Source organism: Nonomuraea sp. NPDC052129 (assembly GCF_040680095.1).
Taxonomy (GTDB): Bacteria; Actinomycetota; Actinomycetes; order Streptosporangiales; family Streptosporangiaceae; genus Nonomuraea.
Map to the genome: position 1 here is coordinate 598,366 of NZ_JBFAVX010000002.1, position 19,471 is coordinate 617,836.

A 19,471-nucleotide genomic window follows, 5' to 3' on the forward strand; every position below is an offset into this window, starting at 1 on the left:
CGGGAGATCAACAGCGGAATGTCCTAGGGATGATCAAGAATGGCGCCATGAGATGGATCGGGATCGCGACGGGCCACGAGCTCACCGTCGAGGGGACGCGGCGGCCGGTGCTCGCCTGCCGGACGGCCGCGGGCCGCGTGCTGGCCAAGGTGCCCGCCAACGTCAGGAAGGATCCGACCGCGGTACGGCTCGCCGCCCTCTGCGACCGGCTCGGCGAGCACGCGCGGGCGGTGCACGACCAGGTCGAGTCTTGGATGGTACGGTCGCTGCCCGTCCCGGCCGCGGTGTTCGCGGCCGTGTGGGACGACCCGGTGTGGCGCGAGACGCTCACCGACCTGGTCATCGCCCCGATCGTCGACGGCACGCCCGACCTCGCCCGCTGTGCGCTCCTGCGCGAGGGCGCGTGGACGGGCGCGAACGCCTTCGCGATCCCGCACCCGCTGCTGCTCGGCGACGAGCTGCCCATCTGGCGGGGACGGTACCTCACGCAGGTTGTCGAGCAGGTACGCCGCGAGGTGTGGACGCGTCCCGCGAGCATGGACCGTACGTTCGGCGTGGTCGACTTCGGATACATGGACTCCCACTACGAGAGCGGCGCCGCGTTCGAGCGCCGCGTGCACGAGCTGGGCGGGCGCATCAAGGGGGACAGGGCGCGCTTCACCGTGCACGCGCCCGAGCCGCTCGGCATCGAGATCGACCTGCACTGGAGCGGGCCGATGAGCCCGGCCTACATGGCGGGGCTGAGCTTCGCCGCGGGCGGCCGGGAGATCGGCGACATCGCCTGGTCCGAGGGTGTCCGGATTCTCATGGCTCTGTACGCGGACCGCACCGTGGAGGAGACGGAGCCGGTGGTGGAGGCAGCCGAGGCGTACTCCCACTACTGCGACGCCCACCAAGGCGAGCCCGGCACCGTGGTGCCCTCCGGCATCGCCGCCCCGACCCGCGACGTGCTGCTGCGCGCCGGGGCGGTGCTGCCGGGCCCGCCCGCCGGCTCCGGCGAGGACACGTGCGTCGCCGTCCGCTACGAGCACACCGTCCTGGACGAGCCGGTCGTCGAACTCGTCCGGCGCGCGGCCGTCGACGGCGACAAGGCCGAGAAGTCGCTGTACGACCTGGACCCGGTGACGGAGACCGGCGTCGGCACCGTGCACGTGGGCCCGCTCGGCTTCCTCGCCTCCGCCCTGCATCGGTACCCGGCGCACCGCCCCCGTATCCTGGCCGCGCACACCGACCTGCGGGCCGCCCGAGGCATGGCCGCCCGCAAGCCCGGCCTCGCGCGCACCGCGCTCACCCGTACCGGCGACGACCTGGAGACGCACGCGCCCGAACTGCTGCCGCCGTTCTACGAGGAGTGCGCGCGGATCATGGCCGCCGCGGGCAGCGCCCGCTTCGCCGCCGCCTTCTTCGAGAAGGCCCGCGTCGCCGAGGACGCGCACGCGCTGCCGGTCGACGAGGCCGCGCTCGTCGCGGCGCACCTCGCCGCGGGACCGGACGCCGCCGGAACGGCCACGCTCAAGAAGCACGGCAAACGGCTCGCCGCCCGCCATCCCGCCCCCGGCGCGTACCGCTGGCACCGCGGCCTGCTCATCGAGTGGTGCGAGGAAGTCCCGGACGGCGCGGACGGCGCGCTGGCCCTGGCCGACGGCTGGGCGGCCCTGGCGAAGGCCGCCGGGCACGCGCTCGGCGGGCCCGAGGACGAACGCGCCGTACGGGCCCTGCTGGAGGGTGGCTGCATGGAGTCGGCACCGCAGGCCCTCTGGAAGTTCGTCCTTCCGTTGCTCGGCCCGATGGCACGGGCGGACGCGGGCATCGGCCGCGCGCTCCTCGGCGTCCTGCCGCTGCCCGCCGCGGACACCCCCAAGGCCAAGAGCGCGGCAGTGTCTCTTCTGCTCGGCAACCTCGCGGGCGTGGGCCTGACCGCCCCGTTCACCACCCCTGGGCTGACGGGGACGGCGGCGAAGGTCTGGCTCGGCCGCTTCCTGAAGCTGTACGCGGGGCTCGCGCTCCCCGTCGCCGGTCTCGGCGACCTCCTGCACGACGCCGGTACGCGGCTGCGCGCGGAGGACCTCACCTGCGACGGCCATGAGGCGGTACTGGGAGTGGACGAGGACGAGGTCAACCGCTGGGAGGAGACCGCCGCCGACCTCCCGCTCCTCGATCTCCTCCTGGACCGCGGCGTTCCGCTCGCGCGGCCCCGGTTGCTGCACACATTCAAGCTGTACGACCGGCTCGCCTCCGGAGTGGGCACCGACCTGGCCGCCGTCGCCGCCGACCCGGACTGGGCTCCGCTGCTGCGCGACGCGATCGTGGGCAACGTGACCAATCAGCTCAACGTCACCGAGCCCGCCGTCCCGAAGCAGACCGCCCCCGAGACCGTACGGGCCCTGACCGCGACGGCGGGAACGGCGCGGATCGTCGCCGCCATCCTGGCCGAGCATGCCGAGCGGGTTCCCGATCAAGGGCTTCCGGACGCGCACGCCGCCCTGTGCGACGCCGAACGGTTCACCATCGCCGGAGTCCCCGGCCCCCTCCTGGACAGCGTCCGGACGATCGCGACCGGGACGGACCCGGCCCGCGCCCTCGCCGCCACGCTGAGCGGCGGCGTCCTCGACGAACTGGAGTTGCCCGCCTTCGTCCCCGGCCACGTCAACACCATCACCGACTACATGGAAGAGAGTGGCACCGACCTGCTCCTGATCGAGTCCGGCCGGCTCTGGGAGCACAAGTTCCGCGCTTCCGTCGTCACACCGGATGGGGTCGGTCCGTCCCACGGCTTCGGCACGTACGAGTACGTCTCCAGCCGGTCCCACGAACGGACCGAGGCGCGCGACCTCTACGACCGCTGCCTGATCGCCGTGAACGGCCGGGTGACCGTACTTGACCACGGCGGCCCGCACTGCCCGCACGGCAGCGCGCACCCCGCCGCCCGCCGTGTCGTACCGGCCGACGGCGAACGGGTCGCCTTTCCCGGCGGCGCCGAGGCCACCGTGTGGCGCGGCAAGGGCCGGATCATCGAGCTGCGGGACCCGGCCGGGCGGACAATCGGCCGCTACGTCCGCGGCTGGAGCAGGGTGCCCGAGCACGACGGCGCCGAGAACATCAGCACGGTCGAGCGCCACCGCTACGCGTCCGGGACCCGCCTGGTCGCGCCGCCCGGCCGGTGGTCGGCGATGCGGCCGCGCGACCCCGAAGGATCCAGGGCGCTGCGCGCCGTCGACGAGAAGCAGGCGCAGGCCCTGATCGACGTCGCGGACGCCGCGCTCGCCGCCGGCCTCATGCGGGTGCTGGACCCCGAGAGCGGGTACCCGGAGAGGGACGCCGCCCGCGACGAGCTGGCGGGACGGCTCCGCCCGCTCCTGCCGGAGATCACCGACGAGTCGCTCTGGAAGGGCGTCACGTTCCTGGTGTGGACGGCCGTCGAATGCCGCGAGCGCGCGTTCGCCCTGCTGGAACGCCTGGCGCTGACCCCGCCGCCCCACCTGCGCCCGGCGCCCGCCGCCGCGGAGCCCGCCGTCCGGTCCGAGAAGTCCCCCGAGCCGGACGATCCGGGGCCCGAGCCCGCGTTCGAGAGGATCGTCCATTTCACCCGAACCGCCATCGATGTGCCGTACGACAAGACGATCGCGACATTCGACGCCTCCGCCGTCAAGGGGGTCGAGAACACGCTGGGCCGCCTCGGCGCCGCCGTCCTGCAGACCGCGTGGGGCGACGGCGGCAGCCGCGCGCGACTTCTGGAACTGGCCGCCGTCCCCGAACTCCTCCGAACCGACGGCACCTGGCATGTCGCCCGGCTGCGCCCGGAGTACAAGCTCGGGCAGATCCGCTCGGGCCGCGGCCCCATCGCGGCCGCCGCCGTCGCCGACTATGAGCGGGTGGGGCACGGGTACATGGTCACGGCGCTCCTCTACACCCCGGACGGCCCCGACCCGCTCCTGTTCACCCGCAACCGGGCCGTCGAGTTGCGGACCTGCCGTGGCTGGGGCGACCCGGACCGGCTGCGGCGGGCGCTCGACCTGATCGCCGAGAACGGCCCGCCGCCCGTGGACCGGAAGGCGACCGTACGGGCGTTCGCCGAGGCCACCGGCCTGTCATTGGCCCAGTGCCTGATCCTGCTGTCCACCTCGGCCCGCACGCTCTCCTGGCCGGACGGCTGGGCGCGGGGCCGCGTCGCCGCCTTCCGCGAGGGCGACGCCGCCCCCGCCCGCGAACTCGACCTGACCGAGATCGAACTGCACATCGCCGCCCTCTCCCTGGAAGCGCTCACCAACACCGACGAGGCCGTCGAAGCCGTCGAGCTGCTCATGCCCGATGACCCCGCCGACCTCTGGCGTACGGGCCCCGACCTGGACCGGGCGGTCGCGTACTGGACGGAACGCCACCCGAGGCTCACCCCGCTCACCACCAAACAGTGGGTCATCCTCGCCTCCGGCGCCGAGGATGCCCTGGAGGCGCTGATCGCCCTGCTCGGCGAGCGTGCGTCCCTACCGCCGCTGGGTCACATCGCCCGCGCCGCGAGGCTCTTGGCCGACCGCCTGCCCAAGGACCACCCCGCCCGTACGACCGCCGCCGCCCGCCTGCGTGACCTGCACGAACACGTCACCGGCCCGGACACGCCCCTGCCCATCGCCGCCGGGGTCACCTCGGTCACCGCCCTGGAACGAGCCGCCGGAGCGACCGCGGCCCACCTCCCGGAGAGCGGGCTCGCCATCGGCGAAGCCCTCACCCTGGAGCCCGCCGGAGACGGCTACCGCGTCCACCTCCGCCCGTCCCGCTGGTCCGACCTGGACGCGCTGGCCCCGGCCCTCCGCCGCGGCGGCGCCACCGATGCGGCCCTGGTCATGGAGGACCTGCGCTTCCTCCGTTCGTCCGAGCCACTGGAGGCCGCGGCCCGGCTGGAGTGACGTCACGACGGACCGTTTTCTTCGCTCCCCCGGAGGGGGTACATCCCCGAAGCCCCAGCCACGATGGACCGTCACAGGGATCAAGGCGGTCATGTGACGAAGGGCGGCCGGATGGCGAGCGATCACGCCATCCGGCCGGCCTTCTCAGATCAGAGTGTGCTGCGAGTCAGGTCTTGTCGGCGCCGTTCTTGGGATTGCCGAGGCGAACCCCCTGGCGGTAGATGAAGGCCCATCTCCTGCATGCGGGCCGGACGAGGATGAAGTAGGCGTTGCAGGTCCAGTTCTTGAGCGTGCTGTAGAAGACGTCGTCCACCTGGGACTTGCGGTACCTGTCGAGGTAGTACCTGTAGTGCTTGTAGGTGTTGCCGATCAGGCCGTACCCGTAGTCGTGCATGTCGCAGGCGGGCCGGAAGTCGAAGCCCATCGGCCGGTCGGGGGCGTTGGTGCAGTGGTCGAAGGTGATGCCGACGACATAACGCTTGCTGGGGAGCTTCTTCCACAGCGGCTTGTGCCAGCCGTTGTGCGCGACCCAGGACGAACAGCCGGCCCGCTGGTAGTACAGCCACTTCCAGGCGTCGTTGCAGTACGACGGGTACGCCTGGGGGTTGGAGATGTCGCCGGGCAGGAAGTCGCCCGGGGACGGCTCGGTGGCGTTGGGGTCGTTGATGCCGGTCGCGCCTTGCATCGGGTCGCCGGGGGTCGGCTGGGCGGTGCCGGTGGCGGTCGCCGTGGGGGCGGCGGTGCCGTTGGCGAAGGCCAGTTGCCAGCTGCCGTCGGTGGGGGAGTCGATGGAGTTCAGGCGGCCGAGCTGGTCGTAGCCATAGGTGGCGGCGGGGGAGCTGCTCAGGCCGGGGTCGGCCACGGTGCGCAGCAGGCCGTTGGGGTCGTATCCGTACTGGGCCACGGTCTGCGGGGCGGACGAGCCGGAGGTGAGGGTGATGTCCTTGAGTCGGCCCGCGAAGTCGCCGAAGGAGGCGGCGGTGGCCGTGGTCGTGGCGGCGTAGTGGATGGTGAGGGTTTCCTCGGGGGTCTCACCTCCGGCCGGTTCCTTGATGGTGCTGATGCGGCCCTGGGGGTCGTAGGTCACCGATGAGGTGCCGTACGCGGTGTTGCCGGTGCTGGTCGCGCGCCAAGTGTCGGTGCCCTGCAGGCCGTCGATCTTGCTCCAGGTGTAGGTGAGGCTGAGGTCGGCGTTGCTCTGGGTGAAGGTGTCGTCGCCGGCTTCCGTGGCGCCCTTGTCCATCGCGATGGTTTCGGTGATGGAGGTGCGCATCGCTCCGGCGGCGGTGTCCCATCGGGTCGTTTCGGTGATCTTGGAGCCGTCGGTGGTCTCGTATCGCTGGACGCCGCCACCGTCGGGGAAGGAGATGCTGCTCTTGAGGTCGTAGCGGGAGGTGGTGCCGCCGTCGAGTTCGGTGACGACGATGGCGCCGTTCTGGGTCTCCAGTTTCCGGTCGACCATCCCGCCGAGGAACTCCGCCGTCCAGCCGGGCCCGAACACCGCCATCTCAGGGCGGGAGGCCAGGGCCGACTGCGGTCGGGCCAGGTCGCCGCCTCCGGTGGCCACGCCGTGCGAGCGGCCGATCGCCCCGGCCGGTACGTCGGTCCCGCTGATCTTGAAGGTGTCGGTGTCGGTGAAGTACAGCCCCGGACCGACCTGCTGGACGTTGTCCGGGTCCGCCTCATTGGTGGCGCTGGTGGTGGTGGTGACGGCGGACGCCGTCGGGGAGAGCAGGGGGAGTAGCACTGCCGCGACGGCGACGGTGAATGTTAATCGACGCAACCGGTCCTCCTCATTTAACGAGCGAATTGATCCTCTGGACAGTAAATGATCGAAACTCGCTCAACAAGGGTCTGGACGGATGTTTAATTCGATGTTCAAATCGCGTACGAAGCCACGCCTGAAAGGCGATTTCTGAAAAGTTCCTGTGCGTCGACTGATATGTATCAACGCTGGCGGGGGCACCCGTGTGGGGGGAATGTAGTGGTTATGTGGCGCCTTCGCGGATAATTCTGTTCGTGTAATGTAAATACGTTTCAGCGTGGTAGGCGGCGCAGTTGTGGAGGGCCGTCTAAAAAGCGCGCGGGCATGGTCCAGCGTGGCATTGAAGTCGCCCGCCAGGATCCGTGGGTGCGCCGGTGGCCGCAGGCGGGCGGCGGTGGTCGCCGCACCAAATCGCCTGATTTCCGCCATGGGCGCAGTTCTTTCGACATGATCGGAACATGAACGCATCGCTGCGGGCCGCGCTCGTAGGGGCAGTGGTCGGACTGGCCCAGTTCGTCCTCCTCTGCTGGCGGGGAGACGACCTTGGGCCGCTCGACCTGATGATGACGGTCGTCCTGTCCTCCGCCCTGGGGTTCTTCCTGTCCTGGTGGGGCGGCCTGCCGCGCTGGTGGGGGGTGGGCCTGGTGGGTCCGGCCGCCATAGTGGCGTTCCTCCTCCTCGCCCTCCCCCTCGTACATGCCACCGAGACCATGGACTCGGGTGACTGGCAGATGGGCCTGTCCCTCGTGGCTCTGGGCGCGACCGCCTACCTGGCCGCGGGCGGTCTGGTCATGCCGGTGCACCGGGGGCTCCGCGTCCTGACGGTCGCGGGCGTCGCCGTGGCGTACCTGGCCGTGTGGTCGGCACAGGACGTGCTCGCCGACGCGGCGCGCGCCCACAGACTGACCCGTGCCGGGGTCCCGCTCCTCGCGCCCACGCTGCCGGATTACCGGCTCTGGTCCCTTGAGGGCGTGGATGGGCGGCTGGAGCTCAGCTACGCCCGCGATGGCTTGGTCTCGCGGGTTGACGTCGCCGTCGAGTCAGGGAGCACGGATAGCCCCAAAGACGCCTGCGACTATGCCGCGCTGAACTACTACCTCCCGGAGGAGGACAAGTGCCGGCAGGTGTCACCGGGGGTATGGCTCGTTCCCAGTGACACCCACAAGATCATCTATGCCTGGTACGGCGACGACTTGGTGCGGATCGAAGGCCTGACGATGAGCAAGAAAGAGCTGCTCGCCGTGCTGCGCTCGTTGCACCCCGTCGAGGCCGGGGAGTTGGCCAGGCTCTACGAGGACTAAGCTCCACCAGCGCCGCTCCTCAGCGTTCGACTTCGACGTGGTAGCGGCCGTCGTCGCCGCGGTGCGCGCCGTGGATGTCGGTGGCCAGGACCGGGAAGGAACGGTCGAAGTCCTCCAGGGCGTGCAGGTACGCCATCAGCGGGCCGTCGGCGGGTCCGATCGCCTCCCCGGGCATCAGCATGGGGATCCCTGGCGGCGTGACCACGACGGTGGCGGCCGAGATGCGGCCGGGCAGGTCGGCGAGCGGGACGCGTTCGGTGCGTGAGCGGATCAGGGCCTGGTAGCTGTCGGCCGGGGTGTGGACGGGCTGGGGGAGGGTGGTGAAGATCTGGTCGAGGAGCGCGCCGAGCTCGAGGGCGCGGAGCTTGTCGTGTACGTCGGAGCAGAAGCGGCGCAGCGTGATGGCCGGCGGGCCGAAGCCCGGCAGCACCTCGGCCAGGGGCAGGTCGTCGTCGTAGGCGCGTTTGAAGTCGGTGAGCGCGTCGATCAGCGTGCCCCACTTGCCCTTGGTGATGCCCATGGAGAACAGCACCAGCAGCGTGTGGTCCCCCGTCTTCTCCACGGCGATGCCGCGCTCCCGCAGGTAGGTGGCGACGATCCGAGCGGGAATGCCCCAGTCGAGCGTGCCTTCGGCGGCGTCGGCGCCGGGGCAGGTGATCGTCACCTTGATGGGGTCGAGCAGGCAGTAGCCGTCGGTCAGGCCCTGGAAACCGTGCCAGGCGGCGCCGGGCTCCAGCGTCCAGCACGCCGGATCCGTGCTCAGCAGGACGGGGTCGGCTTCGGCGAAGGAGACGGGCCGGCCCGTGTGGGGGTCGGTGACGTGCGTGGGCTGCCAGACGCCGAAGTACCAGTCCGGCCGCCGGCCGTCCTCCCGGATGCGGGCGGCCAGCCGGACCATGGCCTGGCGGAACCTGACCGCCTCGATGACGGCCTCGCCCGTCAGGTACGGCCCGGCCGGACCGTCCATCATCCCCGCCGCCACGTCCAGCGAGGCGATCATCGGGTAGAGCGGCGAGGTGGAGCAGTGCATCAGGTACGTCTCGTTGAGCCGCTCGTAGTCCACCGGAGCGCGATCGGCCGACCGGACGTGCAGCATCGCCGACTGCGACAGGGCCGCAAGGAGCTTGTGCGTGGACTGGGTGGCGAACACGGTGGGGCGCCGCGGCCCCGGCAGCGTCCGCTCGTCCACGGCCATGCCGTAGCGGCGGGCGTACAGGGGATTGAAGCGGGCGTAGGCGAACCACGCCTCGTCGAAGTGCACGCGGGGGACGCTCTCGCTCAGCAGCTCGGCGACGCGTACGGAGTCGTAGCAGAGCCCGTCGTACGTGGAGTTGGTGATCACGGCGTAGGCCGGGTCGGTCCGCGCGAGCGGGTGGCCGACCAGGCGGGCACGCAGGGCGTCGGCCTGCAGCGCGGCGGGCGGAATGGGGCCGGCCAGGCCGAGGCCGTTGCGCTCGGGCACCAGGTAGACGGGGCGGGCGCCGCTGATGGTCAGCGCGTGCTGGAGGGATTTGTGGCAGTTGCGGTCCACCAGGGCGGTCTCGTCGCGGGCGATGGCGTGGTGGCCGACGATGCGGTTGGCGGTGGCGTTGCCGTTCATCACGAAGAAGGTGCGGTCGGCGCCGAAGACGCGGGCGGCATTGCGTTCGGCCTCGCCGATCGGACCGGTGTGGTCCAGCGGTGAGCCGAGTTCGGGGACGGAGATGGACAGGTCGGTGCGCAGCAGGCGCTCGCCGTAGAAGTCGAAGAACGCCCGCCCGACCGGCGACTTCAGGAACGCGACGCCGCCGGCGTGCGCCGGGGTGTGCCAGGAGTACTGGTGGTGGTCCTGCAGCTTGCGCAGCGCGCGGAAGAACGGTGGCAGGATCCGCTCGGCGTACTCCTCGGCGGCGTGCGCGATGCGGCCGGCGATGAAGTCGGGGGTGTCCTCAAGCGGGAACACATAGCCCTGAATGACCTCGTACACCCACAGAGGGAGCTCCTGTTCGGCGGTCATGAGGAAGACCGGCAGGCCGCGGAAGCGCTGGGTGACCGCGCCCAGCACCTGGTCGGCGCCGGGCGCGTCCCAGTCGGCCAGCATCCCGGACAGCGAGGCGTCCGAGCCGATCACCGCCAGCGCGTCCTGCGTGCGGTGCGTCCAGCGCACCTGGACGCCGAGGTCGTCCATCGCCGCGCCGACGCGGCGGATCTGCTCGGCGAGTGCCGTGTCGGCGTCGGGGCGCTCGGCGACTGCGGCGAGAACCGTACGTTCCATGCGAAACTCCATGGCCGGGGGGACTGTCGCTCCGCTCTTTACCCTGAGTCGTTGATCGTCACTCAGGGTGCCCGGCCGGTCTGGCGAAGGTCAGTCGATCCGCTGGCAGATGGTCACCGGCAGCTTCGGAGACCAGGTCCTGGTGGCCTCGTCATAGGCGCGGGCGTAGCCGTTGTTGCCCGGCGCGCACGGCGCCGCGATCGTCGTCTCCACATAAATGGCCCCGCCGGGAGTGATGGGGTGCGTCCGGGCGATCTCCCACTTGGAGAACGCCACCCGGCCGGTGTTGAACTTGACGACCAGGAAGACCCGGTGATCGACCGTGAAATTGCCGCCGGCGACCTTGAGATGGCCGTTGAAGGTGTAATTGAACAGGAAGGACTGACCCTGCCTGAGACCGGCGGACGCGGTGGCGGATGTGGCGGACGTGGTCGACGCGTTCGCGGCGCCGGTGAAGGCCGGGACGCCCAGGGCGAGGATGCCGGCGGTGGCGGCGACTCCGAACATGGTACGGATGGTGCGCTTCATCGGATCTCCTTGGTGACGGCGTGAACCGTATGCGTAACCATTGACAGGCACGCCGCCTGCAATGCGCTTTCAGCGCTCTGACGGGCCGCTGGCGATTGCCCTATGCGCCATCCGGAAACCCAGGGATTTCCTGGAGAACTCGCTCCCCGCGCCGGAAGGGGAGCCGCACTGCCAGAACGGGCGGCGCTGAAGGCGCTCCAGCGGGTCCCATCTGCGAAAAGCTGTACAAAACGGACGCAAAGGAATAATCTCGACATGCCTCAGTCGGGGGCCCTGAGGCACCAAAGCGCACGGGCTAAGACGCCCCGGTCTCGCTGGAGACCGGGGCGTCTTCACGGGCGAATCCAGCGGCCACGCGGACGCCGCAGGTCGCAAGGGATCAACGCGGCGAACGCCCCCCTTGTTACCGCATCGTGTTGGTGTGATCGCTGGTCGTGATCACGGGGTGGCATGCACACTTGAGTCGGGAATCGCCCGACGGGAGGTTCGGCGTGCACGATGAGGCCGTGGCACTGCTGCGCGAGGCTCTCGGCTGGGAGCTGCCCGCGGCGAAGTGGGCGAACGTGGACGCGGCCGTGACCAGGCTCGCGGCGTCGGCCGACCCGGACGCGGAGATCGGCTACCTGGAGCTGGCCGGGCCCATGCGGATCATCACCAAATACCCCGAAGAACCGGTGGCTCCGATGCCCGAGCAGACCCGCGAGCGCGTCAACGAGCTGATCCACAGCCTGTCGGCCCCCGTCGCGGACCGGGCCGATGAGGCCGGGTGAGCCTGCCGCCCCAGGGCTGATCGTCCACGTGTTCGTGGCCGCCGCCGGACCGGAGGCGGCCGCGGGCGAGCGGCGGCTGCGCCAGGTGTGGGACGCGCTCGGCGACCGGTTACACATGCCGGCCACGACCGTGGGCACGGTCGAGGTCCGGACGGCGCGGGGCCTGCCGCTGCGTCAGGCGGTGCTGCGACTGGAACACGACACGCGCTGCCTGAGCGTGGCGTTGACGGGCGACTCCTGGAAGGAGCTCGACGCCCTCTGGGCCGGATGCGCCGGCGAGGACATCGGCGAGTGGGCCCTCGGTGAGTGCCGGTTGTTCGTCGCCTACGGCCGTCCGAGGCAGGCGGATCGGATCGTGGCCGCCCTGCCGCGGCCGCACACGACACCGCAGCCGTACACCACGAGCCGGATGACCACCAGAGACGGCCTGGCTCTGTGGGAGGTCGGGCACGAGGAGGACACGCGGAGCCGGCGCGTGTTCGCGGTGATCGCCCCGCGCAGGCTGGAGACCCGCCTGGACGCGTGGGCGTGGACGGCGGGTGATGACCGGATGGCGCCGTTCGCCCGTTACCTGATGCACGCCGCCAAGGTCCGCTACCACTTGCGCGTCTACGCGGACGGGGCGAGCATGCGGGCGGCGCGCAGCCGGGTCGACGAGCAGGTCGACGCGACGATGGCGCTGCTCGGGGGCGACGGTCTGACGTCTGCGCGGCGCGAGCTGACCGAGCGGCAGACGGCGGCGGCGGGGCTGATCTGGGCCGCGACCCGGCTGCGCGAAATGCGGCGGAGCGTGGAGATCGCGCTGCACAACATGCGCGCGCAGGGGCTCGAGGACGACCTGGCGTTGACCGAGTGGTTTCTCCAGCGCCTCGACGACGACCTCGCCTACGCCGAGGCGGCCCGGGAGCGGGCCCGCGAGATCACCGCGATCGCCGACATCGTGCTGGCCGAGCGGCTGCAGCTGCGGGCGGAGAAGACCGAGCGCCGCTGGGAACGCTTCGGCGTCCTGAGCACCGCCGTCATCGGCAGCCTGATCATGATGCTGACCGCGGTGCAGTCCCTGAACTACCGCGTCCCCATAGCCGATTCCGTGAAGCCCTTCATCGTGGCCGCCCTGGCACTGACGGCCTTCGGGGTGACCGCGTTCGGCGTCGTCAGATGGCGGAGGAGCCGATGAACCCGGCCGAGCTCGTCAACCGATACCTGCTGACCGGTGACACCAAGGCCCTGGAGGACGGGCTGGCCGGATACCGCGAGGTGGTGGCGCGCGACCCTGACCCCCTGCTGCTCAGTGAGTACGGCAACGCCCTGAGCATGCGCTACGACTGGCTTCGAGACGAGCAGGACCTGGTCCAGGCCATCGACCTGCATCGCCGCGCTGTGGCGGCCCTGGCCGGCCGGCCGGAGCTGGCCGAGGCCCAGGCGGCGCTGGCGGGCGTACTCGGCAACCACGTGAAGGCGAGTGGCGGAGGGGAACTCGGGGAAGCCCTGGAGCTGTACGAGGTGGCACTCCGAGGTCAGCTCCAGGACCGGCCGCTGGTGCTGGCCAACCACGGCATGGCCTTCATGCTCAGCCACATGCGGACCGGCGACCGCGACCACCTGCGCCGCGGGATCGACCTGCTGCGCCAGTCGGTGCACGCCACCGACCGGTCCAGCGACAGGTACCTGTGGCGGCTGGCCAAGCTCGCCAACGCCTTGGTGCTCGTCGCCCACGAGGACCCGGCCAGGGCCGAGGAGCTGAAGGCGGCCCTCGACGAGGTGCGCGCCCGCTACGCCGAGGCGTCCGAGCCGGTCAAGCAGGAGATCATGGTCCTGCTGGGCGCCATCATGGCGGCGGACGAGATCCCGGTCATCACCCCCGAGATGATGGAGCGGCTACGGAACACCGCCGTCGGCGAGGAATTCCTCGGCCCCGACGGCCGCTCGCGCTACCTCGCGGGCATGGGCGGCACGCTCATCGAGGATGTCCGCACCTCCGGCGCCCTGGACCGCGCCGACCAGGCGGTGGAGATGCTCCATCAGGCCGTGGCCCAGGCGCCACCGGGCCACCCCGAGCTGCCGCAACTGCTGATCTCGCTGGGCGCGGTGCTGGGCCTGCGCATGGAGTTCAGTGGCACCGTCGACGACCTCGACGAGATGATCGACGTCCTGAGCCGAGGGGTGGCGCTGGTCAGCCCTACCGACCCGCATGTCGGGATGTACCGCTCGGATCTGGGCAATGCGCTGATGTTGAAGTTCCGGTTCGGTGGCGGTCCGAAGGTGATCGACGACGCCATCGGCTGCTACCGGCAGGCGCTCAAGGACTCGCCGCAGCACCCGGAGCGCGCGATGGCGCTGACCGGCCTCGGATCGGCGCTCTTCTTCCGGTACGAACTCACCGGCAACCTGGCGGAGCTGGACGAAGCGGTGAAAAGCCACCGCGCGGCCAGCTCCCTAACGGCCCCCGAGCACCCCAACTACGCCCTGATCCTGGCCAACCTGGGCGGCGCGCTGGCGCAGCGCTACGAGCGGACCCGCCGGAGCGAGGACGCGGAGGACGCCGCCTCCGTCCTGCGTGACGCCGTGGCCGCCGCACCGCTGACCAGCCCTTACCGCCCCAGTTATCTCGGCAATCTGGCCGCAGTGCTGGCGGAGCGGTACAAGTACGCCGGTCATACGCCGGCGTTGCTCGAGGCCGTCGAGCGGATGCGCGAAGCCGTCCGTACAGTGCAGCCCGGCAACATCCAGCGGCCCGGCGTCCTCAACACCTTCGGCATGGTGCTCATGCAGGCGGGCGACGGCCTCGACGAGGCGATCGACATGTTCCGCCAGGCCAAGGCCGCCTCCCCGCCCGGCACCGCGATGCGCACCCGCGCGACCGTCAACCTGGGCGGCGCCCTGCTGATCAGGGCTCTGTCGCCACGGATCAGCCGGGCCACGCTGGCCGCGATGATCGCCGAGGCGCTGGGGGAACCGGCCCCCAAGGGCGCCGTCGAGCAGATCCCTGACCTGGACGAGGCCATCGAGCAGCTCACCGAGGCCATCAGGGCCAAGCCGCCGGGCGGCCCGGTCGCGTACAGCCAGCTCGGGGGTGCCCTGCGCAAGCGCTACGCGATGACCGGACGGGGTGGGGACCTCAGGAGGGCCCTGCGTACGATGCGGACCGCCGTGGCGACCTGCGAACCCGGCGCCCCGACCGCCTCGATCGCGCTGTACCACCTGGCGGGGACGCTCACCGACCAGTGGGAGATGACCGGCGCGCCCGCGCCGCGCGACGAGGCGCTCGCCCGCTACCGCGAGGCTGCCCAGGTCGAGACGGCGTCGGCGGACTGGCGGGTCACCGTCGGGCAGCGGTGGGGCGAGTTCGCCATGGAGGCGGGGCTGGTCGAGGAGGCGGTCAAGGCGTTCGCCACGGCGGTCGCCGCGCTGGACGAGGCGGCCTGGCGCGGGCTCGGCCGCGACGATCAGGAGCGCGTACTGCGGGACTACGAGGGGCTGGCCCGCGACGCGGCGGCGGCCGCGATCCGGGCCGCCGACCCGGGCACCGCCCTGGAACTGTTGGAGCAGGGCAGAGGCGTCATGCTCACCCAGGTCATCGACAACCGCAGCTCCCGCGACGTCCTGCACGCAGCCGCGCCCGAACTGGCCGACCGGCTCGCCGAGGTGCAGGACGCCATCGACGCCGCCGAGCGCATGGACCTGGCCGACGCGCCGCCGGACGAGTCCGACGCGCCCGCCTTCGACCGGGAACGCCTCCTCGACCAGCGCCACACGTTGCGGCGGCGCCGCGAGGAGATCCTCACCGAGATCAGGGCGTTGCCGGGCTTCGCCGGGTTCTTGCGCCCGCCGCGCCACGAGAGCCTGCTGCGGGCCGCCGACGCCGGGCCTGTCGCGGTCGTGAACGTCAGCCGCTACGGCTGCGACGCGCTCCTCGTCACGCCCGAGGGCATTCGCGTCGTGCCACTGGACATCACCGCCGCACAAGTCGAGGAACGGGCCGCGGCGTTCGCGGCGGCGGTGGACACGAGGGCCAACGAAGCGGTCGTGACCTGCCTCGACTGGCTCTGGGAGCACATCACCGGCCCGGTGCTGGACGCGCTCGGCGAACCGCCGTCCAGGATGTGGTGGTGCCCCACCGGCCCGCTGACCCTGCTGCCGCTGCACGCTGCCGGTCGGGCGCCCGACCTGGTCATCTCCAGCTACACCCCCACTCTGCGGGCCCTGCGGCACGCCCGCGAGCAGACCGGGCCGACCGCCGACCGGCAGGTGCTGCTCGTCGGCGTCCCCGCCGTGGACGGGGCGGCCGTACTGAAGGGCGTGGAACAGGAACTGCGGGCCGTACGCCGGCACCTACCGCGACGGCTGGAACTGACCGGCGCCGACGCCACCCGCGACCGGGTGCTCGCCGCGCTGGACGAGAGCGCCTGGGTCCACTTCGCCTGCCATGCCGTGCAGGAGCCCACCGACCCCTCCAGCGGCCGGCTGCTGTTGCCCGGCCCGCCGCTGACCGTACGGGATCTGGCGGCCCGCCGCCTCGACCGGGCCGAGCTGGCCTTCCTCAGCGGCTGCGAGACCTCGCGCGGCGGCGACGTCCTGACCGACGAGGCGGTCAGCATCGCGGCGTCGGTCCAGCTCGCCGGGTTCCCGCACGTGATCGGCTCGCTGTGGCCCATCAGCGACCTGCACGCGCCGGCCGTCGCGGAGGAGGTCTACACCGTGCTGACCGCGGGCGGCACCCGCGAGCCGCACCCCGACGCGGCGGCCACGGCGCTGCACCTGGCCGTACGCTCGCTGCGTCGCCGCCGTCCGGGGTTTCCGATCTTCTGGGCGGCGTACGTGCACGTCGGCCCCTAAATGACTGAACCGACCCAACCTTTCGCCCGCCCGACTGCGTCGCTAACGGCGAGAGGAGTCGTCTTGGACCACAATGACAGCTTCCGCGAGTTCATGGCCGCCCACCAGCAGTCGCTGATGCGGACGGCGTATCTGCTCACGGGGGATGCCCACCTCGCCGAGGACCTGCTGCAGAGCGTGCTGGTCAAGCTGCTCGGGCGCTGGCCCAAGCTGGCCAGCCCTCAGGCGTACGCCCGCAAGGCGCTGGTCAACCAGTACATCTCCTGGCGTCGTCGGCTTGTCTGGACGACTGAGCTGCCGAGGGCCGAGCCACCGGAGCGGCCCCACTCCAGCGAGGAGTCCACGATCGCCCGGCTCGCCATGCGGCAGGCGCTCGCGCGGCTGCCACCCAGGCAACGGGCGGTGATCGTCCTGCGCTACTACGAGGATCTCACCGAGCACGAGACCGCCAGGCTGCTGAACTGCTCGCTCGGCACCGTCAAGAGCCAAGCCCACGACGCGCTGGCCCGGTTACGGGCGCTCGCGCCGGAGCTGGCACCGAAGTTCGCCGAGATGGAAGAGCTGAAGGGGGCACACCGATGACCTGGCTGCGAGACGCGCTGAACGACGTGGCCGACGACGCGCCCCAGGTGGACCTGACCGAGCGGACGATCAGAACCCGCGAGCGGCGGCGGCACCGGATCACTCCGCTCGTGGCGGCAGCCGCGGTCATCGCCGCCGCGCTCGCCGCGACGGCCGCCGTACGCCTGCTGCCGGCGGAGCCGCACGCGGCCACCGACCCCAAGGCGGTGTCCGACCTGCCGGCCCGCGGGGTGGGGCCACTGAGCCACGCCTATATGACCTTCTGCCGGCCGCAGAGCGGCGAGGTGCTGGCCGGGTGCGTGGACGGTGGCTGGCGGGTGGTCACCCGGGGCGGCCGGACCTACCGGGTGGCGCAGGCCCTGCGCGGTACCCAGCCCACGCTCGTGACCAGCCCCTTGGCGATCAGCCGGGACGGCAGCAAGATCGCCTACTACGACGTCGGGGCCCGCACCTTCGCGGTGCGCGACCTCGCCTCCGGATCCGTGCTGACAGCCCCGGCGAAGGTGCCCAAGGCCCAGCTCGGCAGCATCGCCCATCTTCTGCTGTCGGACGACGGCCGCTTCCTGGCCTTCACCAAGAGGCCGCCGCTGAAGGACCCGGCCATGCTGTTCGACATGCGCGAGCACAGGGTCCGGCCATTCCCCAACGGCGGCAACCCCATCGGCCTGTCCCTGGACGGCGACACGATCACCCTGGCGGAGTACGCGGGCAAGACGCGGCTGCAGACCATCACCCGCCTCTGGCAGACGGCCAAGGCGGTCAACGTGAAGACCGTCGACGTCACCGGCCACTACCTGGCCGGCGGCCTCGGTCCCGATGGGAAGACCGTCGTCGCGGTGGAGAGCGAAGAGGTTCCCGGCACCGGATGCTTCAGAAGCGGCCGGGATCTCGTGCAGCTGGACCGGGAAACCGGCAAGGTGGTCCGGAGGGTCCCCATACGGGGCCTGTTCACGACCAGCAATCGCGTCTATCTGCGCAGTTGGACCGGCCCTCAGGAGATCACCGCCCTTGCCCAGCCCCTTGTGTGCAAGAAGAGCCGCGACTCCGACCCTGCCCCGACCCTGGACCCTCCGTACGCTCCCTTCACGGCCTACGCGGTGAACGTCAAGACCGGCCAGGCCAGGAAGCTCGCCACCTACACCGCCCAGGACTTCCTCGCCATCGTGCTCCCCGGCAACCCCGGGACCATGTGACGGGTCGGCCCTCGGCGGCAGTACCGTGCCCGATATGTGACCCCGCCTCCCGGCCGGCCGGCCGGGAGGCGGGGTGTTCGTTTACTCCTGCCCTTCTTCCGGCAGGCCGTTGTCGAACTGCTTCGGCTGTACCTGCTCGCGCGGCTTGCCCTGCTCCGCCTTCGCCAGGGCGGCGGCGTCGGGATAGTCGGTGACGAAGGCATCCACGCCCAGGTCTATGTGCGCCCGGTACTCCGCCAGCGCGTCACCGTGGTCCGTCGGGGTCTGGCCGCGACGCAGCTGCAGGGGCAGGTACTGGTTCTCGCTGCGGAAGGTGTACACGCCGATCTTCAGCCCAGCCTTGTGCGCGTCGGACACCAGCGTCGTCGGGGTGCCCGAGCTGCCGTCCGGGTTGAGCGGGATCGCCGATGACTTGTCCGGTCCGATCCACTTCGCGTACTGGGCGATCTTCGCCAGCCCTTCGGGCTTCATCATGTCCGCGTAGGTCGTCGGGTCTCCGGCGGCGGTCAGGTCGTACGGCTGGCCGGTGGTGCCCAGGGCCTGCCACAGCGGCACGCGGAGCTCCTTCGCCACCCGCTTGAGGCTGGACGACTCGAACGACTGCACCACCACCGGGCTGTTCGGCCGGTTGAGCCCGTTGCGCTTGACGGTCTCGATCAGCGGCTCCTCCAGCGGCAGCCCGATCGACCTGAAGTAGGTCGGGTGCTTGGTCTCGGGAAAGACTCCGACCTGCTTGCCGTACTGGCGCGAGAGCCGCTTGGCCAGGTCGAGCACCTCCTGGAAGGTGAGCACCTGGTAGTAGCCGTTGTACACGGTGTTGCGCTGGCGGATCGCGGGCAGCCGCTCGACCGCGCGCAGCGTCTTCAGCTCGGCCAGGGTGAAGTCCTCGGTGAACCACCCGGTCACGTTGCGCCCGTCGACGACCTTGGTGGTCTTGCGCGCGGCGAACTCGGGGCGCAGCGACACGTCGGTGGTGCCGGAGATCTCGTTCTCGTGCCTGACCACCAGCTTGTGGTCCTTGGTCGGCACCAGGTCGGGCTCTATCCAGTCGGCGCCCATGGCCACGGCCAGCTCATAGCCGCCCTGAGTGTGCTCGGGGCGGTGGCCCGCCGCGCCGCGATGGCCGATGATGACGACCTGGGACCGGTCGGGTGCGGACTCGGCCGCGGCTGAAGCTGTGCCGGCTCCAGCCAGGGGGGTGAGGATGGCGAGGGTGGTGGCTGCGATCTTCCGCACGTTGAAACTCCCTGCGGCATCTGTACCGGAGACTCTCACCGATGATCACCGCGAGGGATTATGGTAATGACCGAAATCTAGCTATGGGCCAATAACGGCGGAATT

The 19,471-nt window shown here is 71.0% G+C and carries 11 protein-coding genes; 7 read left to right on the top strand and 4 right to left on the bottom strand.

Features of this window, described 5'->3' with window-relative positions:
• Positions 1-47 precede the first annotated feature (47 nt).
• The gene (locus tag AB0L53_RS07435) at positions 48-4,901 is read left to right on the top strand and encodes a DUF4132 domain-containing protein (RefSeq protein ID WP_363991734.1); all 4,854 of its coding nucleotides are present in this window, start codon (positions 48-50) and stop codon (positions 4,899-4,901) included.
• A gap of 166 nt (positions 4,902-5,067) precedes the next feature.
• Here the strand turns inward: AB0L53_RS07435 and AB0L53_RS07440 are convergent, their stop codons facing one another.
• A complete protein-coding gene (locus AB0L53_RS07440) occupies positions 5,068-6,684 on the bottom strand; it encodes a phospholipase A2 (RefSeq protein ID WP_363991737.1) in 1,617 nt (538 codons plus the stop codon).
• Between the two features lie 440 nt (positions 6,685-7,124).
• Here AB0L53_RS07440 and AB0L53_RS07445 point away from each other — a divergent pair, with 440 nt between their 5' ends.
• Positions 7,125-7,967 carry a hypothetical protein gene (locus tag AB0L53_RS07445; protein ID WP_363991740.1) on the top strand — a complete coding sequence of 281 codons (843 nt, stop codon included), beginning with the start codon at positions 7,125-7,127 and terminating at the stop codon, positions 7,965-7,967.
• A 19-nt stretch (positions 7,968-7,986) separates the two neighbouring features.
• Here the strand turns inward: AB0L53_RS07445 and AB0L53_RS07450 are convergent, their stop codons facing one another.
• Both AB0L53_RS07450 and AB0L53_RS07455 read right to left on the bottom strand, forming a co-directional pair.
• Positions 7,987-10,221 carry an Orn/Lys/Arg decarboxylase N-terminal domain-containing protein gene (locus AB0L53_RS07450; protein WP_363991743.1) on the bottom strand — a complete coding sequence of 745 codons (2,235 nt, stop codon included), beginning with the start codon at positions 10,219-10,221 and terminating at the stop codon, positions 7,987-7,989.
• Positions 10,222-10,311: 90 nt separating this feature from the next.
• The gene (locus tag AB0L53_RS07455; protein WP_363991746.1) at positions 10,312-10,749 is read right to left on the bottom strand and encodes a hypothetical protein; all 438 of its coding nucleotides are present in this window, start codon (positions 10,747-10,749) and stop codon (positions 10,312-10,314) included.
• A 458-nt stretch (positions 10,750-11,207) separates the two neighbouring features.
• Here AB0L53_RS07455 and AB0L53_RS07460 point away from each other — a divergent pair, with 458 nt between their 5' ends.
• The 5 genes from AB0L53_RS07460 (at position 11,208) to AB0L53_RS07480 (ending at position 18,130) form a co-directional block, all read left to right on the top strand.
• Positions 11,208-11,519, top strand: a complete 312-nt coding sequence (locus AB0L53_RS07460; RefSeq protein WP_363991749.1) for a CATRA system-associated protein — start codon at positions 11,208-11,210, stop codon at positions 11,517-11,519.
• Positions 11,506-12,696, top strand: a complete 1,191-nt coding sequence (locus AB0L53_RS07465; protein ID WP_363991752.1) for a CATRA conflict system CASPASE/TPR repeat-associated protein — start codon at positions 11,506-11,508, stop codon at positions 12,694-12,696. The genes AB0L53_RS07460 and AB0L53_RS07465 overlap by 14 nt, the downstream gene beginning before the upstream one ends.
• The gene (locus AB0L53_RS07470; protein ID WP_363991755.1) at positions 12,693-16,355 is read left to right on the top strand and encodes a CHAT domain-containing protein; all 3,663 of its coding nucleotides are present in this window, start codon (positions 12,693-12,695) and stop codon (positions 16,353-16,355) included. The genes AB0L53_RS07465 and AB0L53_RS07470 overlap by 4 nt, the downstream gene beginning before the upstream one ends.
• A 63-nt stretch (positions 16,356-16,418) precedes the next feature.
• The gene (locus AB0L53_RS07475; RefSeq protein WP_363991758.1) at positions 16,419-16,937 is read left to right on the top strand and encodes a SigE family RNA polymerase sigma factor; all 519 of its coding nucleotides are present in this window, start codon (positions 16,419-16,421) and stop codon (positions 16,935-16,937) included.
• On the top strand, positions 16,934-18,130 hold the full coding sequence (locus tag AB0L53_RS07480; RefSeq protein WP_363991761.1) for a hypothetical protein: 1,197 nt from the start codon (positions 16,934-16,936) through the stop codon (positions 18,128-18,130). Before AB0L53_RS07475 ends, AB0L53_RS07480 begins: the two co-directional genes overlap by 4 nt.
• A gap of 81 nt (positions 18,131-18,211) precedes the next feature.
• Here AB0L53_RS07480 and AB0L53_RS07485 read toward each other — a convergent pair whose 3' ends face one another.
• Positions 18,212-19,366: a glycerophosphodiester phosphodiesterase gene (locus tag AB0L53_RS07485; RefSeq protein ID WP_363991764.1), complete on the bottom strand. Its 1,155-nt coding sequence runs from the start codon at positions 19,364-19,366 to the stop codon at positions 18,212-18,214.
• Positions 19,367-19,471: the final 105 nt, after the last annotated feature.

Excerpts from the sequence above, each read along its gene's own strand:
- AB0L53_RS07435 (WP_363991734.1), top strand. The coding sequence starts at position 48 with ATGAGATGGATCGGGATCGCGACGGGCCACGAGCTCACCGTCGAGGGG.
- AB0L53_RS07445 (WP_363991740.1), top strand. The coding sequence starts at position 7,125 with ATGAACGCATCGCTGCGGGCCGCGCTCGTAGGGGCAGTGGTCGGACTG.
- AB0L53_RS07450 (WP_363991743.1), bottom strand. The coding sequence starts at position 10,221 with ATGGAACGTACGGTTCTCGCCGCAGTCGCCGAGCGCCCCGACGCCGAC.
- AB0L53_RS07455 (WP_363991746.1), bottom strand. The coding sequence starts at position 10,749 with ATGAAGCGCACCATCCGTACCATGTTCGGAGTCGCCGCCACCGCCGGC.
- AB0L53_RS07465 (WP_363991752.1), top strand. The coding sequence starts at position 11,506 with ATGAGGCCGGGTGAGCCTGCCGCCCCAGGGCTGATCGTCCACGTGTTC.
- AB0L53_RS07470 (WP_363991755.1), top strand. The coding sequence starts at position 12,693 with ATGAACCCGGCCGAGCTCGTCAACCGATACCTGCTGACCGGTGACACC.
- AB0L53_RS07480 (WP_363991761.1), top strand. The coding sequence starts at position 16,934 with ATGACCTGGCTGCGAGACGCGCTGAACGACGTGGCCGACGACGCGCCC.